At 40.0% G+C, this 16,012-nt stretch carries 18 protein-coding genes; 10 read left to right on the forward strand and 8 right to left on the reverse strand.

Going from position 1 to position 16,012, the window contains the following annotated elements; translation table 11 throughout:
- Positions 1-930 precede the first annotated feature (930 nt).
- From cydP to ABZP31_RS07500, 5 genes are read left to right on the forward strand one after another with little or no spacing between them, the layout of a single operon-like run.
- Complete coding sequence (cydP, locus tag ABZP31_RS07480) at positions 931-1,122, forward strand: cytochrome oxidase putative small subunit CydP (RefSeq protein WP_005020165.1); 192 nt, start codon at positions 931-933, stop codon at positions 1,120-1,122.
- Complete coding sequence (locus ABZP31_RS07485; RefSeq protein ID WP_005020163.1) at positions 1,122-2,729, forward strand: cytochrome ubiquinol oxidase subunit I; 1,608 nt, start codon at positions 1,122-1,124, stop codon at positions 2,727-2,729. The genes cydP and ABZP31_RS07485 overlap by 1 nt, the downstream gene beginning before the upstream one ends.
- Complete coding sequence (gene cydB, locus ABZP31_RS07490) at positions 2,726-3,871, forward strand: cytochrome d ubiquinol oxidase subunit II (RefSeq protein WP_005020162.1); 1,146 nt, start codon at positions 2,726-2,728, stop codon at positions 3,869-3,871. Before ABZP31_RS07485 ends, cydB begins: the two co-directional genes overlap by 4 nt.
- A gap of 20 nt (positions 3,872-3,891) precedes the next feature.
- Positions 3,892-3,993 carry a cytochrome bd-I oxidase subunit CydX gene (gene cydX, locus ABZP31_RS07495; RefSeq protein ID WP_000270276.1) on the forward strand — a complete coding sequence of 34 codons (102 nt, stop codon included), beginning with the start codon at positions 3,892-3,894 and terminating at the stop codon, positions 3,991-3,993.
- A 4-nt stretch (positions 3,994-3,997) separates the two neighbouring features.
- Positions 3,998-4,294: a cyd operon YbgE family protein gene (locus ABZP31_RS07500; protein WP_005020161.1), complete on the forward strand. Its 297-nt coding sequence runs from the start codon at positions 3,998-4,000 to the stop codon at positions 4,292-4,294.
- A gap of 40 nt (positions 4,295-4,334) precedes the next feature.
- On the opposite strand, the gene ABZP31_RS07505 is transcribed toward ABZP31_RS07500, so the two are convergent.
- From ABZP31_RS07505 to ftsY, 3 genes are all read right to left on the reverse strand, one after another.
- On the reverse strand, positions 4,335-4,997 hold the full coding sequence (locus ABZP31_RS07505) for a DUF2057 family protein (protein ID WP_005020159.1): 663 nt from the start codon (positions 4,995-4,997) through the stop codon (positions 4,335-4,337).
- Positions 4,998-5,200: 203 nt separating this feature from the next.
- Positions 5,201-5,797, reverse strand: a complete 597-nt coding sequence (locus tag ABZP31_RS07510; protein WP_248135226.1) for a nitroreductase family protein — start codon at positions 5,795-5,797, stop codon at positions 5,201-5,203.
- A gap of 239 nt (positions 5,798-6,036) precedes the next feature.
- Complete coding sequence (ftsY, locus tag ABZP31_RS07515) at positions 6,037-7,137, reverse strand: signal recognition particle-docking protein FtsY (protein WP_005026067.1); 1,101 nt, start codon at positions 7,135-7,137, stop codon at positions 6,037-6,039.
- Positions 7,138-7,383: 246 nt separating this feature from the next.
- Between ftsY and ABZP31_RS07520 the strand changes: the two genes are divergently transcribed.
- Positions 7,384-8,712: a pitrilysin family protein gene (locus ABZP31_RS07520; protein ID WP_016801307.1), complete on the forward strand. Its 1,329-nt coding sequence runs from the start codon at positions 7,384-7,386 to the stop codon at positions 8,710-8,712.
- Positions 8,713-8,725: 13 nt separating this feature from the next.
- Positions 8,726-10,303 (forward strand): pitrilysin family protein, encoded by a 1,578-nt coding sequence (locus ABZP31_RS07525; RefSeq protein WP_005020152.1) that lies wholly within the window; start codon positions 8,726-8,728, stop codon positions 10,301-10,303.
- On the opposite strand, the gene ABZP31_RS07530 is transcribed toward ABZP31_RS07525, so the two are convergent.
- Entirely contained in the window at positions 10,224-10,550 is a 327-nt protein-coding gene (locus tag ABZP31_RS07530; protein WP_005026072.1) for a hypothetical protein, read from the reverse strand. The genes ABZP31_RS07525 and ABZP31_RS07530 overlap by 80 nt on opposite strands.
- 118 nt (positions 10,551-10,668) lie before the next feature.
- On the reverse strand, positions 10,669-11,073 hold the full coding sequence (locus tag ABZP31_RS07535; RefSeq protein WP_005020150.1) for a hypothetical protein: 405 nt from the start codon (positions 11,071-11,073) through the stop codon (positions 10,669-10,671).
- A 221-nt stretch (positions 11,074-11,294) separates the two neighbouring features.
- Between ABZP31_RS07535 and ABZP31_RS07540 the strand changes: the two genes are divergently transcribed.
- The 3 genes from ABZP31_RS07540 to ABZP31_RS07550 all read left to right on the forward strand — a co-directional run bounded on the left by ABZP31_RS07540 (position 11,295) and on the right by ABZP31_RS07550 (position 12,625).
- Positions 11,295-11,528: a hypothetical protein gene (locus ABZP31_RS07540; protein ID WP_005020149.1), complete on the forward strand. Its 234-nt coding sequence runs from the start codon at positions 11,295-11,297 to the stop codon at positions 11,526-11,528.
- A 139-nt stretch (positions 11,529-11,667) separates the two neighbouring features.
- Positions 11,668-12,042: a DUF2750 domain-containing protein gene (locus ABZP31_RS07545; RefSeq protein ID WP_005020148.1), complete on the forward strand. Its 375-nt coding sequence runs from the start codon at positions 11,668-11,670 to the stop codon at positions 12,040-12,042.
- 151 nt (positions 12,043-12,193) lie between these two features.
- Positions 12,194-12,625 carry a CBS domain-containing protein gene (locus ABZP31_RS07550; protein WP_005020147.1) on the forward strand — a complete coding sequence of 144 codons (432 nt, stop codon included), beginning with the start codon at positions 12,194-12,196 and terminating at the stop codon, positions 12,623-12,625.
- 76 nt (positions 12,626-12,701) lie between these two features.
- Here the strand turns inward: ABZP31_RS07550 and trpB are convergent, their stop codons facing one another.
- The 3 genes from trpB to ABZP31_RS07565 are packed head-to-tail and all read right to left on the reverse strand — an operon-like array spanning position 12,702 to position 15,997.
- Positions 12,702-13,907: a tryptophan synthase subunit beta gene (trpB, locus tag ABZP31_RS07555; protein WP_248135197.1), complete on the reverse strand. Its 1,206-nt coding sequence runs from the start codon at positions 13,905-13,907 to the stop codon at positions 12,702-12,704.
- Between the two features lie 38 nt (positions 13,908-13,945).
- Positions 13,946-15,133: a VWA domain-containing protein gene (locus ABZP31_RS07560; RefSeq protein ID WP_005020139.1), complete on the reverse strand. Its 1,188-nt coding sequence runs from the start codon at positions 15,131-15,133 to the stop codon at positions 13,946-13,948.
- 12 nt (positions 15,134-15,145) lie between these two features.
- Entirely contained in the window at positions 15,146-15,997 is an 852-nt protein-coding gene (locus tag ABZP31_RS07565; RefSeq protein WP_248135199.1) for a MoxR family ATPase, read from the reverse strand.
- Positions 15,998-16,012 lie beyond the last annotated feature (15 nt).

Genomic DNA, 16,012 nt, shown 5'->3' on the forward strand with positions numbered 1-16,012 from the left:
CACAAGTTGTTCTTCATATTCTCTTAATGATCTTTCTGCTCTTCGTCAGAGGCAGAATTAACGCAAATAAGAACCACCACCTTCACCCTTTAGTGAAGATCTTTGTCTTAATCGCGTCGGGATGCAGCGTATTCTATACAGTTTTTAAAACCTTGCAACCCCTATTTCATCACCCTCTTAACGAGTGTCTATTTTTTAAACTAAAAAGTAATTTTAAACTTTTAAATCTAACTCACCTTAAATAGCTCTTAACCAGATTTCTTTCAACTCAAAATAAAGTAGCAATCAATTTAGTGAGTAGTGACCGTTTCCTTATTATTAAAAAACTATTTTCTTAATTTCTTACTTAATTATAGCTAATAGTCATTAGGAAATAGCTTTTTACAGCTGATTTTTGTCATAGTTTTACATTTCTCTCTCGCCAATATACATGAAAGTATGTAGCCGCCTTATGCTTTTATATAGGATCTTTTAATTGTTATGAGTATTTAATTTTTTATCTCCTTTATCGCCTGAGTTTTATTCTATGGATATACCAGTAGCTTTTGTATAAGTGTTGACTTACACATATCTAGTATATTGGTTATTTATTAGTTTTGACTTCCTTACTTACAGGATACTGTTAACCCAAACTAAATAATTAATAAATTTTATTTTTAATCCCAAGTTTTTTAATCTACTTTAATTTATAAATACAACTGTTTTAATCTGATTTAATTATTGATTAAACCAAATTAGTCGGAATTATAAAATTCTTAATCTAACCATTTTAGTAAACTTTATTTCTATTAAAAAAAAATTATTTTTTATTTTCAAGTTATTGATTTATAATTATTTAATAATATATTTTTATTTTAATTGTTTTAAGTATTTATTTTTTGTTTTTATTTGGTTAATAATATAAACAGGTATTTAAATAGGCTTATTTCTATGAGCTTAACTCCCAAAAATTTTAACCAGCGTATAGTTAGAGAAATTACACTCATTTTAATAATCAAGGTTGTAATTTTAATTACTATTAAGAATATCTGGTTCGATTCTCCAACAATTCCCAAGAACTTTGACACTCAAGTTGCCGAGCATATTGCCGGTACTCCCTCTCAATTTAAGGAGACACGTTGATGATTTCAGAAAGCGTGGTCGATCTCTCGCGGTTTCAGTTTGCCATGACCGCGTTGTATCACTTTATATTTGTACCTCTTACTCTTGGTTTAGCTTTTATTCTTGCCATTATGGAAACCACCTATGTGATTTCTGGCAAAGAAATTTATAAGGATATGACCAAATTCTGGGGAAAACTTTTTGGTATTAACTTTGCCTTAGGTGTAACGACAGGCTTAACCATGGAGTTCCAGTTTGGTACAAACTGGGCGTACTATTCACATTATGTCGGTGATATTTTTGGTGCGCCACTTGCTATTGAAGGTCTGATGGCGTTTTTTCTTGAATCGACGTTTATCGGTCTGTTTTTCTTCGGCTGGGACCGACTTTCCAAAGTTCAGCATTTGAGCGTGACCTGGCTGGTGGCGCTCGGTTCCAACATGTCGGCACTTTGGATTTTAGTCGCCAATGGCTGGATGCAGAACCCGGTAGGCGCAGCGTTCAACTTTGAAACCATGCGTATGGAGCTGGTTGATTTCGGCGCACTAATTTTCAACCCCGTAGCCCAGGTTAAGTTTGTTCATACCGTATCGTCAGGTTATGTGACTGGTGCCGTTTTCGTTTTAGCCATTTCAAGCTACTACTTGCTCAAAAAACGTGATCTGCCTTTTGCACGGCGCTCTTTCGCCATCGCTGCAATCTTTGGTCTTGCCTCAACACTTTCAGTGATTCTGCTTGGCGATGAGTCAGGTTATGAACTTGGCGATGTACAAAAAACCAAATTAGCTGCAATTGAAGCAGAATGGGAAACTCATCCGGCACCTGCTCCATTTACACTATTTGGTATTCCAAATCAGGAAGAAGAGCGTACTGACTATGCCATCAAAATTCCATATGTGATGGGTATTATTGCAACACGTTCTCTTGATAAAGAAGTAACAGGTCTGAAGGATCTTATGGTTCAACATGAGCTTCGTATCCGTAATGGTATGACTGCATATGCCGAACTTGAAAAACTTCGTGCAGGTGACCGTTCTCCAGAACTTATGGCTTCATTCACAGAAAACCAGAAAGACTTGGGTTATGGACTGCTTCTGAAAAAATATTCACCCAATATTGTAGATGCTTCTGAAGAGCACATCAAAGCAGCAACCAAGGATACCATTCCCAACGTTACTGCCCTGTTCTTCTCGTTCCGTGCCATGGTTGCATCAGGTTTCCTCATGCTACTTCTATTTATTCTTGCAACTTATGCAGTGGCTAAACGCAATGCAGAAAACAAACCTTGGTTGCTTAAATTTGCTCTTTACGGCCTGCCATTGCCTTGGATTGCTACACAAACTGGCTGGTATGTGGCTGAAGGTGGCCGTCAACCATGGACAATTGGTGAAGTTCTACCTACACACCTCTCTGCTTCAAGCTTAAGCACTGGAGACATATGGGGTTCAATCCTGGCACTTGCAGCATTCTATACCGTACTTTTAATTATCGAAATGTACTTGATGATTAAATTTGCTCGCTTAGGCCCAAGTTCTTTACATACTGGCAAATACTATTTTGAAAAATCAAATGCCGAGCAAGATGATATTGTTCTTCCACAACACGCATCTGGAGAGGTCCAATCATGATTGAATACGAACTCCTCAAAATAATCTGGTGGGTTTTGGTTGGTGTGCTGCTGATTGGCTTTGCCCTCACCGATGGCTTTGATATGGGCTCCATGGCAATTATGCCATTTGTAGGCAAAAATGATGAAGAACGTCGTGCAGCAATCAATACCATTGCTCCTCACTGGGACGGCAATCAGGTCTGGTTCATTACAGCTGGCGGTGCACTCTTTGCTGCATGGCCAATGGTATATGCAACAGCCTTCTCCGGCATGTACTGGGCATTATTACTCGTACTGTTCGCTCTTTTCTTAAGACCTGTTGGTTTTGACTATCGCTCTAAACTTGAGAATAAAAAATGGCGTAACTCTTGGGACTGGGGTTTGGCTGTTGGTGGTGCAGTTCCTGCTTTAGTTTTCGGTGTTGCCTTCGGTAATATGTTTCTGGGCGTACCATTTACTTTAGATGAAACCGTACGTTCAACTTATACTGGTAGCTTCTTTGCACTACTTAACCCATTTGCACTGGTTTGCGGTATCGTCAGCTTATCTATGCTAAGTGCGCATGGCGGTGCCTGGTTAATGCTTCGTACCGATGGCGACTTGCATGCACGCTCTGCTAAAGCAACTCAATTGATGGGCGTGGTATTCTTAGTCTGCTTCTTGGGCGCTGGAGCATGGTTATATTTCGGTAATATTGAAGGCTATACTTTAGCTCAACCATTTAACACTAACGCTGTAGCAAATCCTCTTGCCAAAGAAGTAATTACCAATAGCAACCATGGCTGGATGAATAACTACTCAACTTATCCAATCACCATGATGGCACCGATCATGGCAATTCTGGGAAGCCTGATTGTGATTGCAGCTGCTGCGAAAGCCAAAGCCGGTTTAAGCTTCCTGGGCACATCTTTGATGGTGATTGGTGCAATTTTAACAGCTGGTTTTGCGTTGTTCCCATTCCTTATGCCTTCAAGCATCAACCCTGTCGCTAGCTTGACCATGTGGGATGCCGTATCAAGTAAAAATACACTCACTGTAATGACTGTTGCAGCCTGTATTTTTGTTCCAATTATTTTGTGTTACACCACCTGGTGTTATTACAAAATGTGGGGCGTGATTACCAACAAACACATCAAAGCCAATTCACACAGCTTGTACTAAGTTTTATCAGGAGAATGCTTATGTGGTATTTCGCGTGGATTTTAGGAATCTTGATGGCCTGTTTTGCAGGTGTGCTCAGCGCGCTCTATATCGAACATCATCAAAATCTGGATGAGGAGTAATAGCATGGCTGTAGTAATGACAACATCAATGAGGCTTACCGTTCATCGTTTGATTATGGCTGTTTCTTTCCTGTTGGCATTGCCACTTGCAGCCATTATGCTGATCCATCCTGCACTTATGCTGGATCAGCATGGTCAGTATAACCATCGTATGATCATGCTGATTATGCTAGGAATTTCAGGGGGGTTTATTTATGGCGTAGGGTTTGTGCCTCGTTTCTGGTTATGGAAATGGTTGTTTAGCCCAGTTATCGCTTGGCCCCTTATGCTACTAGGCTATTATATCTGGCTGCTTCAGTAGTAAATTCTTATTTTAAAAAGGCCTCATCTTGAGGTCTTTTTTATTGCGCCTGTTCGGCTATCCAATTCATAAAACTTTGCCGCTCTGCTTTAGAAGCTTTTTTCCAGAGTTCAATTAACTGCTGATCTGTTTGAATGTTTCTACTGGTCATAGCAGTTTTTGCTGTACTTGCTGTTGAACTTGAAGCGGTATAAGTAGGCTCAGGCTGATGAACTGATGGCTTTATCTGCTTTTGGGTCAAATCAAAACTGCGCCCTAGCAAACCGCTACCTAACCAAGGTTTAGCTTCAGTATTTGCACCGGTCTGTTGCACAACCAGTTCATTTTTGCTGTTATATAAAGCCACTGTTGGCTGAGCTGCATATATTTTTGCTGCTTCAAAAGACTGAGGTGGATTTACCAGTGCCAAAGTATAAGTTTCACTATCTTTTAGATCTGGTGTCTGAACGGTTACCACACCTGATTTCAGTATGTCATGTTCGCCATTTAAATGTTGAAAGAACTGCCTATAGCGTATACTTAAACTTGCCTTGCCTGCATCAATTTTATACGTACTTTCTTGTGAACGTAGAAAGTTATTTTTTACTTCCTGATCATTTACTGCCAATACATCAATAACTTCTGGCGCTGCAATAGTTACTGCAGCATATGCGACATTTCCTAGTGAAAATATTAAAGCTGCAATGGACAACCTTGAAAGCATAATAGGTACTCTACATGTTATATCTAAATTCTAGCTGCACTATGCTATGCATTTATGACTATTTTATGACATCTTGAACCTTAGATTTTAATTTTGATTAAATTATTAAATGCTAAGTTTTTCTTTTAATTTATTAAGAATGATCTATATGTTTAAAATAAAAAAAGAGTACCTACAAGTACTCTTTTTCAATTTTAGAAAGTTTAGTTAAATGTCTTAAAGCGTGCTGTGTCATCCATAAAAGTTTTTTCACCTGCCGGAGCCTCAATTGAACCAAATACCAGTTGAGCGCGTAATTTCCAGCTTGCCGGAATACCAAAAGTTTGGGCGACTTCTTCATCTACAATTGGATTATAATGCTGTAGTGAAGCTCCAATACCCTGTTCAGATAAAGCCGTCCAGACAGCAAACTGCGCAATTGCAGTAGAATGTTCTGACCACACTGGAAAATTATCTGCATAGGCGGCAAATTGTTCCTGCAAGCCTTTAACTACATCCTGATCTTCATAAAATAAAACTGTGCCATAACCTGCTGCAAAACTGCTGATTTTCCCATCAGTTGCTGCAAATGCTTCAGCCGGTACGATTTTACGTAAAGTCTCGCGTACAATTTCCCAGAATTTGGTATGAGATTCGCCAAACAGAATCGCAGCACGGGAAGACTGTGAGTTGAATGAAGATGGACTGTGCTTGATTGCCTCACGAATTGTTTCTTCGATTTTTGCCTGGTTTACGTTGACATTATTACCAATTGCATAAATTGTACGACGATTTTTAACGTGATTCATAAATGACATAATTTTAGTCCTTTCTGTACTTTAAAGACAGATAATCTGTTGTTTGTTAAAATCAGTTTATAAGAATCTAGGAATAACGTCAGCCTTAAATCAATAACATAGTGTTTTATTTTTGGAACAATACTTTAAAAATTTCTTAAATTTCTTTATTTCTGACTCTAAAATAAAGCAGATTTATTATTTTATACTTTAAAAAATGAAGAACTCCGCATTTAGCGGAGTTCTTTAAGATATAAGCCAGATCACTTATCAGTTTCAAATAAAGCAGCAACAAAAGCTTTGGCAGAGAATGGACGCAAGTCATCAATTTTTTCGCCTACCCCGATAAATCGGATTGGTACATGAGTACGACTTGCAATATTAAACAGCACACCACCTTTAGCAGTACCATCAAGTTTGGTAATAGTTAAACCGGTTAAACCAACAGCTTCATCAAACATTTGCACCTGATTAATAGCATTCTGGCCTGTACCAGCATCAACAACCAGCATAATTTCATGTGGAGCTGTCGCATCAATTTTCTGCATAACACGCTTAACTTTTTTAAGCTCTTCCATCAAATTACTTTTATTGTGCAAACGTCCTGCAGTATCGGCGATTAGCACATCAATTCCTTTAGCACGAGCACTTTCGAAAGCATCAAAAATAACTGATGCACTATCGGCACCGTGTCCCTGCGCAACCACCTGAACATCATTACGCTCCCCCCAGATTTGCAACTGTTCAGTTGCAGCCGCACGGAAAGTATCGCCCGCAGCCAGCATAACTTTCTTGCCTTCTCCCTGTAAGCGCTTAGCCAGCTTACCAATCGTGGTGGTTTTACCTACACCATTTACACCTACCACTAAAATCACATAAGGATTTTTATTCGGGTCAATATGTAAGGGTTTAACACGCGGCGCAAGCAAGGCAACCAGTTCTTCTTGTAAAGCTTTATAAAGTGAATGTGAGTAAATCAAATCACCCCGAGCAGTCCGCTCAGTCAAATTATTAATAATTGTCTTGGTTGCTTCTACACCAATATCGGCAACCAGTAATTGCTCTTCAACCTCTTCAAGCAACTCATCATCAATTTCCTTACCCCCGATCAGGATATTGACCATTCCATCTGCCAAGTTCTTACGGGTTTTAGTCAGCCCCTGTTTCATCCGGCTAAAAAAACTGCCTTTAGATTTCTCTTCATCTGCCTCTACACTCTGAATACTGGCAGTGACAGGTTGTTCTTGTTTTGGAGTATCAATAATGGGAACGTCAACAGCAGGTAAGCTAGGTAAAGTGACATCGTCATCCCCGATATCAGAATCAATCAAGAATTTATTTTGCACATTAGATTGCTGTTGCATGCCGATTCCTTGAAAAGCATCGCGTTAAAAAAGAAAGAGTTTAGCATAGATTCCTGACCGCGCATGATGCTTAGGCTAAGTCTCAACCAAAACTCAACAACTATGGCTTGCGTTAAAGCCCTGTTTTTTGAACAATAGAACAAAATTATACATACTTGACCGGAAATAATAGTGTCTCAAGTTACACGACAGTTCAAAAAACATCTTAAATCTATCTCTCCTTTTCTTTTTATATCTTTAAGCATTATGGCTGGTACAGTGGTGATATCTACAACCCTACAGGCTCAAACCACGACTGAACTTTCCAGAACAACTGTAGAAACCTCATTAAGCAACGGTTTAAAAGTTATTATTCGAGAGGACCATCGTTCACCTGTAGTAATGACCCAAATCTGGTATGGGGTCGGCAGTAGTGATGAGTCTGGTAATCTGCTAGGTATATCACATGCTTTAGAACATATGATGTTTAAGGGAACAACCAAAGTACCTCATAATGAGTTTACCCGTTTAAGCCGCATTTATGGCGGTAGTGTTAATGCCTCAACCTTTACCAATTATACCAACTATTATCAGCTTTATCCGAAAAGCTATTTACCACTCGCACTGGAACTTGAAGCTGACCGTATGACTAACCTGGTGCTTAAACAGGAAGACTTTGAGCCAGAAATTAAAGTCATCATGGAAGAGCGCCGGTTACGTACTGATGATAATCCACGAACTTTGGCTTTTGAACGATTTAAATGGATTACCTATCCTACAAGTCATTATCGCCAGCCCGTAATTGGCTATATGAAAAATCTGCAGAATATTCAGTTAAATGACCTGAAGAACTGGTATCACAACTGGTATACCCCTAACAATGCTATTTTAATTATAGTGGGCGATGTAAATGTGGAAGCAACTTTAAAGCAGGTAGAAAAATATTTTGGGTCAATTCCTGCACGTAAAACACCAGAACGTAATGATGTCATCGAATTTGACCGCCCAGGTTATCGACATATGGAGCTTTCTCTTCCGGTCCAAATTAATAACCTGTATATGGCTTGGAATGTCCGTTCATTAAAAACTGCCAAAAATCCTCAGGATGCCTATGCCCTTACCATTATTCAGTCCCTACTTGATGGCAGTATTTCTTCACGTTTACAGAACCGGCTGGTAAGGGATAAAAAAATACTGACTGCTGTCAGTGCAAGTTATGATCCTTATAACCGCGGAGATACTCTTTTTAATATTACAGCCTTACCTGCAGATGGAGTCAGTTTCCAAGAGGCACAAGAAGCCATACAGAAAGAACTGGATCAGCTCAAAACTGAGGCGGTGAATTCCAATGAACTGGAACGTGTAATTACACAATTCGTATCTAGTTTAATTTACAGTCAAGATGATATCGCTGGGCAAGCTAAAATGATCGGGAATCTGGAGATTAATGGCTTAAGTTATCGCTTACTGGATAAACTGCCACAGCACTATGAAACAGTGACGCCACAAGATATACAGCGAGTTGCAAATGCCTATTTTGTCCGTGAAAATCTGAGTACGCTTTATTTATCTCCGCTTCCTCAAGATTCAAAATAAAGAAAGGATTGCTATGATTCATCTACGTATGCCTTTATTAATGGCCAGCCTTTCTCTAAGTTTGTCGGCAATTGCTGAAGTCAATTTACAGGAAGCTGACTTTGAGCAGGATAATAGTAAACTATATTCTCTTTCTACCTTACAAAGCTTACGCAGCATTTCTAAGAAGCAGGAATATCAGGCACCTTATGTACATGATCTGACAAATCGCTATAAGGTCCGTAGTCTGTTCGTCGAATCACAAGATTTACCTATCATAGATATACAACTCACCTTTAATGCAGGTTCGGCAAGAGATGAAAGTATAGAAAAAGGATTATACGGATTAGCAAATATGACAGCTAATCTGCTAGATGAAGGCACAGAGTTTTATACTGCGCAAGAGGTTGCAAATACTTTTGAGCGTCTTGGTGCGCAGTTCAGTATAAATGCCTATCGCGATATGTTTATTGTACGCTTGCGGGTTTTATCAGATCCAAAAAAGCTTGAACCAGCTTTAGCAATGATGATTCATCTATTGAATCACTCCAGTTTTAATAATTCAGGCATTAAGCTGATTTTAAACAATACCCAGGCAGGTCAGAAACAGGTTCAAGAGAATCCAGGCAGAATGCGGGATGTACGTTTCTATCGGAGTTTGTATGGGACTCATCCTTATGCAGAACCCACTCCAGGTACCCAGCGTAGTATTAGTAAAATCACCACTAAACACCTGAGAGCTTTTAGAGACACTTTTTTAGTAGCACAGAATATGAATATTGCTATTACGGGTAAACTCAATCAGCGGGAAGCGCTTAAACTTTCTGAACGTATTGCAGGAAATTTACCACAAGGTCAAAGAGCTCCAACACTTCCTGTTCCGGAAGAGCACAACGGTTTTAATATTCAACATATTCCATTTAATTCATCACAGGCTCATGTCAGCATGGGCCAACTGGGCATTACCCGTTTTGATCCAGACAGACTCGCCCTAGAAGTTGCTAACCAGATGCTGGGAGGAAGCGGCTTTAACTCGCTACTGATGCGTGAGTTAAGGGTAAAACGTGGTTATACCTATGGCGCTTATAGCACAATAAACTCAACTCAAGCCCGTGGTGTCTTTAATATTAGCTACTCCACCCGTCAAGACCAGCTGCTAGACAGTATCCGGGTTGCGCACAAAACGCTGCTTGATTTTGTTCAACAGCCACTTGACCAGAAACAGCTAGAAGAAACTAAAGCAGGCATATTACGCGCATTTCCAATGAATTTCAGCAGTAATGCCAGCATGAATGCACAGTTAGGTGCTATCGGGTTTTATGGTCTACCTGCCAATTATCTGACTCAATATTCCAAACAGCTGGCTAATCTGACCACCAAGGATGTAGAAAAGGCCGTAAAATTACATTTAAATCCTGAAAATCTGACTTTAGTTATTGTGAGTGAAACCTTGGACAAACAGGCTATACAGAGCATTTTAGAGCAAAACCTGAATTCACAGATAACATCGCCTGCGGCTTCTAAACCTATACCTAGCGCAAATCCTCTGCCGCCTGTGCCGGATAATGCTTCACCTGTGTCTGTTCAAACTGATACGCCCGCATCAATTTAAGATAATAGATGCGCTGAATCTTTTTAGTTTGTAATAGTTCAAGAGCCATTTTCTGAGTTTTGGGATGAACAGCCTGTTTTGAAAGTATTAAAATATTTTGATATTGGTTGGTGGCAACAGGTCGAGATAGACCAATACAAACCATTAAAAAAATTAGGCCCATAACAAGCAGTACAAAAATATCATAGATACGATCTAGTGTTAGAACTGCTTTAATTTTCTGGAAACTATGTGGGAATATGAGCATAACCTACCTCGAATAACAGGTAGTTTAAAGTGCTCGCAGGTAAAAGTACAAGTAAAGTGGTCTAATAATAGCGCAAGCTGTATATTATTAGACCGGTTCACTATTTGCATATCAATGCTCAGTAAAAGACTACCCGGATTACCGTGTAGTAGAGCACAGCAGCAACAATCGCCATTACTACAAATATTGCAAAAATACCGACTCCACGTTCTGAATCTGCCGGATGCAGGTCGTCTTCATCTGCAATACGTAAAAGTTCTCCATTATAAATTGAGTAAAAGCGTACACGGTCATCATATTCATACTGCCGAGTAAAATCATAAACATGCTTGCGCTGTTTCAAACAAAAATTCCCCAAATGTACGTTCTGATCTAATGATGCCGCATCCAGATTACGCCGATGAGCATGTGCCAGTGCGACAATTTGCTGCTCAGTTGGAGGATAGTCAAAATGCAAACCATCAAGGGTATTATATCTTTCATTACTGACAGTTGAAGTATCCGCTATTATTGTGGAAGCCATAATTATTGTCCTCTTATTTATCTAATTTTCTTTTTCATTCTAATAAAAACATTTTTTGTTTAATGTTTAAACATGTAAGCTTGAAAAACAGAATCTTTACCCAATATGTACATTGACAAGTTAAGACTAATGTAATATTAGTTTCACATAGATTTGTTATTTTAATATTAAGACAATTTGTCTTTTATATTCGCAATCATAATTACAATAAGGAGTTTACTATGATTCAAAATATCTCTCATCATGACTTAGAACATGTGTACGCTAATGCTGTAAATACAATACAGTCTCAAATGAATTTTAGCGAGGCTGTACAGCAGCTAGAAGAAGTTGCTCGTGCAGGTCATGGTAAAGCGGCCCTTTTCCTTGCCGAGCTTTATTACCAGGGTTTCCGTGTAGAACGGGATTCCTTAAAAGCTCAGTACTGGCAAAAGATGGCCACGATGCAGGCTTAACAAAACGTCACCTAGGTGGCGTTTTTTAATACCTTAAAATAATAATTTCTTACCGAATATACCTAAAGCTTAAACTGTACTTTCATAATTAAACCTTACAATAGGCCTGACTTCGAAATTCTTATAGCCATGAATGATCATGAATACTTATAGCCAACTTCAACCTGCTTCTAAAGAACTTATAATTAAACTCTCTATTTTAAAAACAATGATGTATTGTGGTGTGGTTTGGGGCCTTTATAATGATGGCTGGGCAATCAAATCAGACCAGGAAGACTATGTCTTTCCTTTCTGGCTTAATGGTGTGCAGGCACACCGTTATGCTCAGGTACATTGGCCAAACTATACGCCACGCCGTATTACTCCGAAAGACTTTCAGAAATCACTATTACCGACATTAACTCGTCTGAATGTTACGCCAGCACTATTTAACTCATCTAACCGTAAGTTTAAACTTTCTGCCAATCAGATGTGTCATTTTTTCTTTAGTGAATTAAACTGTGATGCACTTTAAAAAAGTGAAGTCATAAGATAAGCTTGCTGAAACCTGTATATCTCGATATACATTTCAGCATTTTTTAATAAGATTATTTTAAACTCTTTGCATTTTCTAAAAATCAGGCTAAGTTAAATTAAAACGATAAGTAATACCAAGGAATCATTATATGACTACTGTCTCTCAGGTTCTTCACAATAAAACAGAAAAAGCCATTTTTACTATTTCACCAGAAGCTACTGTACTTGAAGCGATTTCACTTATGGCCAACAAGGGAATCGGTGCATTAATCGTAACTGATGAACAGCGTGTCGTTGGAATTTTGTCTGAGCGCGATTACACCCGTAAAGTTGCATTAATGGAACGCTCTTCCTATAACACCACAGTGAGTGAAATTATGACCAATAAGGTTTTAACCGTGGGTCTTAATAATACTGTAGAAGATTGTCTTCAACTGATGACTGACCGCCATTTGCGACATTTACCCGTGCTTGAAGACGAGCGGCTGGTAGGACTGATTTCAATCGGTGATCTGGTCAAAGCTGCAATGGAAGACCAGCGCCTGATGATTGATCAGTTACAGCAATACATTTCAGGTTAAATTCAGAACTTTTAACAACCCTTAATTAAACAGGTATACATGAAGATACCTGTTTAATTATCTAAAAATGTAAAGATCAGAGGCCCAGTTTTGCTGCCACATAATCTGAATCTTTATCACCCCGGCCAGAAAGGTTTACAATAATCCGAATCTCTTTAGGCATTTTAGGTGCCTCACGAATTGCCCATGCAACTGCATGAGAGCTTTCAAGTGCAGGTACAATCCCTTCCACGCGCGATAACGTCATAAAGGCAGCCAGACACTCCTCATCACTGGCGGTAGCGTACTCTACTCGACCAATATCCTTGAGGTAACTATGCTGTGGCCCTACTCCAGGATAATCCAGCCCTGAGGCTATAGAGTGAACAGGTAGTGGCTCACCATGCTCATCTTCCAGCACATAACAGGCCATACCATGTAACTTGCTGGGTTTACCAAGTGTTAGAGATGCTGAATGCATAGGAGTATCTAAACCTTGACCAGCCGGCTCAACTCCGACTAATTTAACATCCCGGTCATTTAAGAATGCACTAAATGCACCAATTGCATTAGAGCCGCCGCCTACACAGGCAACAATATAATCCGGATTACTTCCAAAACGCTCATGGGTTTGCTCTTTAATTTCCTTTCCAATAACAGACTGAAAATCACGGACCATTTTAGGAAATGGATGGGGACCGACAACAGAACCAATCGCATAAATAAAATGATCAGGGTCTTTTAAATATTCTTCAAAAGCACTATCCACTGCATCTTTAAGAGTAGCAGTACCACGCGTTACCGAGACCAGTTTTGCTCCCAGAATTTTCATTTTTACAACATTTGGATGTTCTTTTTCAATATCCACCTGCCCCATGTGAATTTCACAAGGAATACCTACCAATGCACAGGCAGTTGCCAAGGCCACGCCATGTTGCCCGGCTCCAGTCTCGGCAATAACTTTGGTCTTACCCATATATTTGGCCAGTAATGCCTCACCCAGACAATGATTAATTTTATGGGCACCAGTATGGTTCAGATCTTCACGTTTCAGATAGATTTGTGCCCCGCCTAATTGATCAGACAGTCGCTTCGCATGAAATAATGGACTTGGACGGCCAACATAATGTGCAAAAAGATCAGCCAGCTCTTGCTGAAACTCTGGAGTATGGCGTATTTCTTCATAAGCCAGATTAATCTGATCCATAGCCTGTTTTAAATGTGGTGGAATAAACTGGCCCCCATATTCACCAAAGAACCCCTGTTCATCCGGTAAAGCTACGCCATTGATTTGATGATTCATAATAAGTTCCAGCTTGTATACATTTTTAAACAGGGAGATTAACGTGCCAGATAGCGGGTCATCTCTTCAATTCCTTTAAGCGTCATTGGATACATGTGATCTTCAAAAATTTCCTTAATCATGGCTATAGTCTGAGTATAATGCCAATAACTTTCCTGCTCCGGGTTCAGCCAAGCTGTTTTATCGAAGTGCTGACGCAGGCGTCTTAGCCACACTTCTCCCGCTTCATCATTCATGTATTCAACTGATCCGCCAACCGATCTAAGTTCGTAGGGTGCCATGCTGGCATCGCCAACTACAATTACACGATAATCTCTGGCATACGTATTAAACAGCTCTTGCGTTTCCATACGGGTTGAGGAACGCCGATAGTTATCTTTCCAGACATAGTCATACAGGCAGTTATGGAAATAAAAATATTCCAATGTTTTAAATTCGGTACGTGCAGCACTGAACAGTTTTTCACATTCACTGATATGGGCATCCATAGAACCACCCACGTCGAACAGCATCAATACTTTAACCCGGTTACGACGCTCTGGCACCATCTGTACATCCAGAATCCCCTGCTTGGCTGTCTCACGAATAGTACCATCAATATCCAACTCTTCGGCAGCACCGGTACGGGCGAACTTACGTAACCGACGTAATGCCAGCTGCATCTGCCGCGAACCAAGGATCTGCTCATCATCAAGGTTCTTGTATTTGCGCTGTTCCCACACTTTAACTGCTGAGCGCTTTCGCCCCGGCCCTCCGATACGGACTCCCTCAGGATGATCACCGTAAGCACCAAACGGAGAAGTACCCCCTGTACCAATCATCCGGTTGCCACCCTGATGTTTTTTATGCTGTTCACGCAAGCGCTCTTCAAGCATTTTCATCAGCTCCTCAAGTGAGCCTGCTTTCTTGAGTTCTTCGCGCTGTTCAGGAGTAAGATGTTTTTCAAGCAGCTCCAGATCAAACCAGTCTTTTGGCAGTTTATGAACCTGTTTTAACAACTCATCCAGATCAATACTTTCGATCCCATCAAAATAGTCCTTCATGGCACGGTCAAACTTGTCAAAGAATCGTTCATCCTTGACCAAGATCATCCGTGCCAGCTGATAAAAACCTTCTTCATCAGCAAAGACTAACCCTTGTGCAACCGCCTGATTTAAATCGATCAGCTCCCGGGTAGTCACCGGTATTCCATATTTGCGTAATGTATAAAACAGCCGCACGAACATAGCAGGAGCCTCTTAACGTCGTGACATAAAAGCAAGACGCTCAAGAAGCTGCACATCCTGTTCATTTTTGATCAGGGCACCGTATAAAGGTGGAATTGCCTTAGACTTATCATGATGTCGCAAAATATCTTCTGGCATTTCATCAGCCATCAGTAGGCTCAACCAGTCAATCAGCTCAGAAGTTGAAGGTGGTTTTTTCAAGCTTGGTATCTGGCGTAGCTTAAAGAATATCTGCAAGGCTTCACTGACCAGAGTGGCCGAAATATTTGGAAAATGGACATTGATGATAGCCCGCATGATAGCTTCATCCGGGAACTCAATATAGTGAAAAAAGCATCGACGCAAAAATGCATCTGGTAATTCTTTTTCATTATTTGAAGTAATAATCACAATCGGACGCTGAATTGCTGTGACTGTCTCACCCGTTTCATATACGAAAAAGGACATTTTATCAATTTCATGCAACAGGTCATTTGGAAATTCGATATCTGCTTTATCAATCTCATCAATCAGCAGTACACAGCGTTCTTCACTGGTAAATGCTTCCCACAGTTTTCCAGGCTTAATATAATTTGCAATATCGTATACCCGGTCATCACCAAGCTGACTGTCACGCAGACGCGATACCGCATCATATTCATATAATCCCTGCTGCGCTTTGGTGGTCGACTTGATGTGCCAGGTGATCAACTTTAAACCCAGACTCGCTGCTACCTGCTCTGCAAGCAAGGTTTTGCCTGTTCCTGGCTCTCCTTTAACCAGTAACGGCTTTTGCAGAATACGGGCCGCATTTACTGCAAGTTTAAGGCTTTCAGTGGCAATATATTGCTCTGTACCAGAAAATTTTTGAGAATCCAAAGACATAATTAAACCTTATTT

The sequence above is a fragment of the Acinetobacter sp. FL genome (genome assembly GCF_040744925.1).
GTDB lineage: Bacteria > Pseudomonadota > Gammaproteobacteria > Pseudomonadales > Moraxellaceae > Acinetobacter > Acinetobacter radioresistens.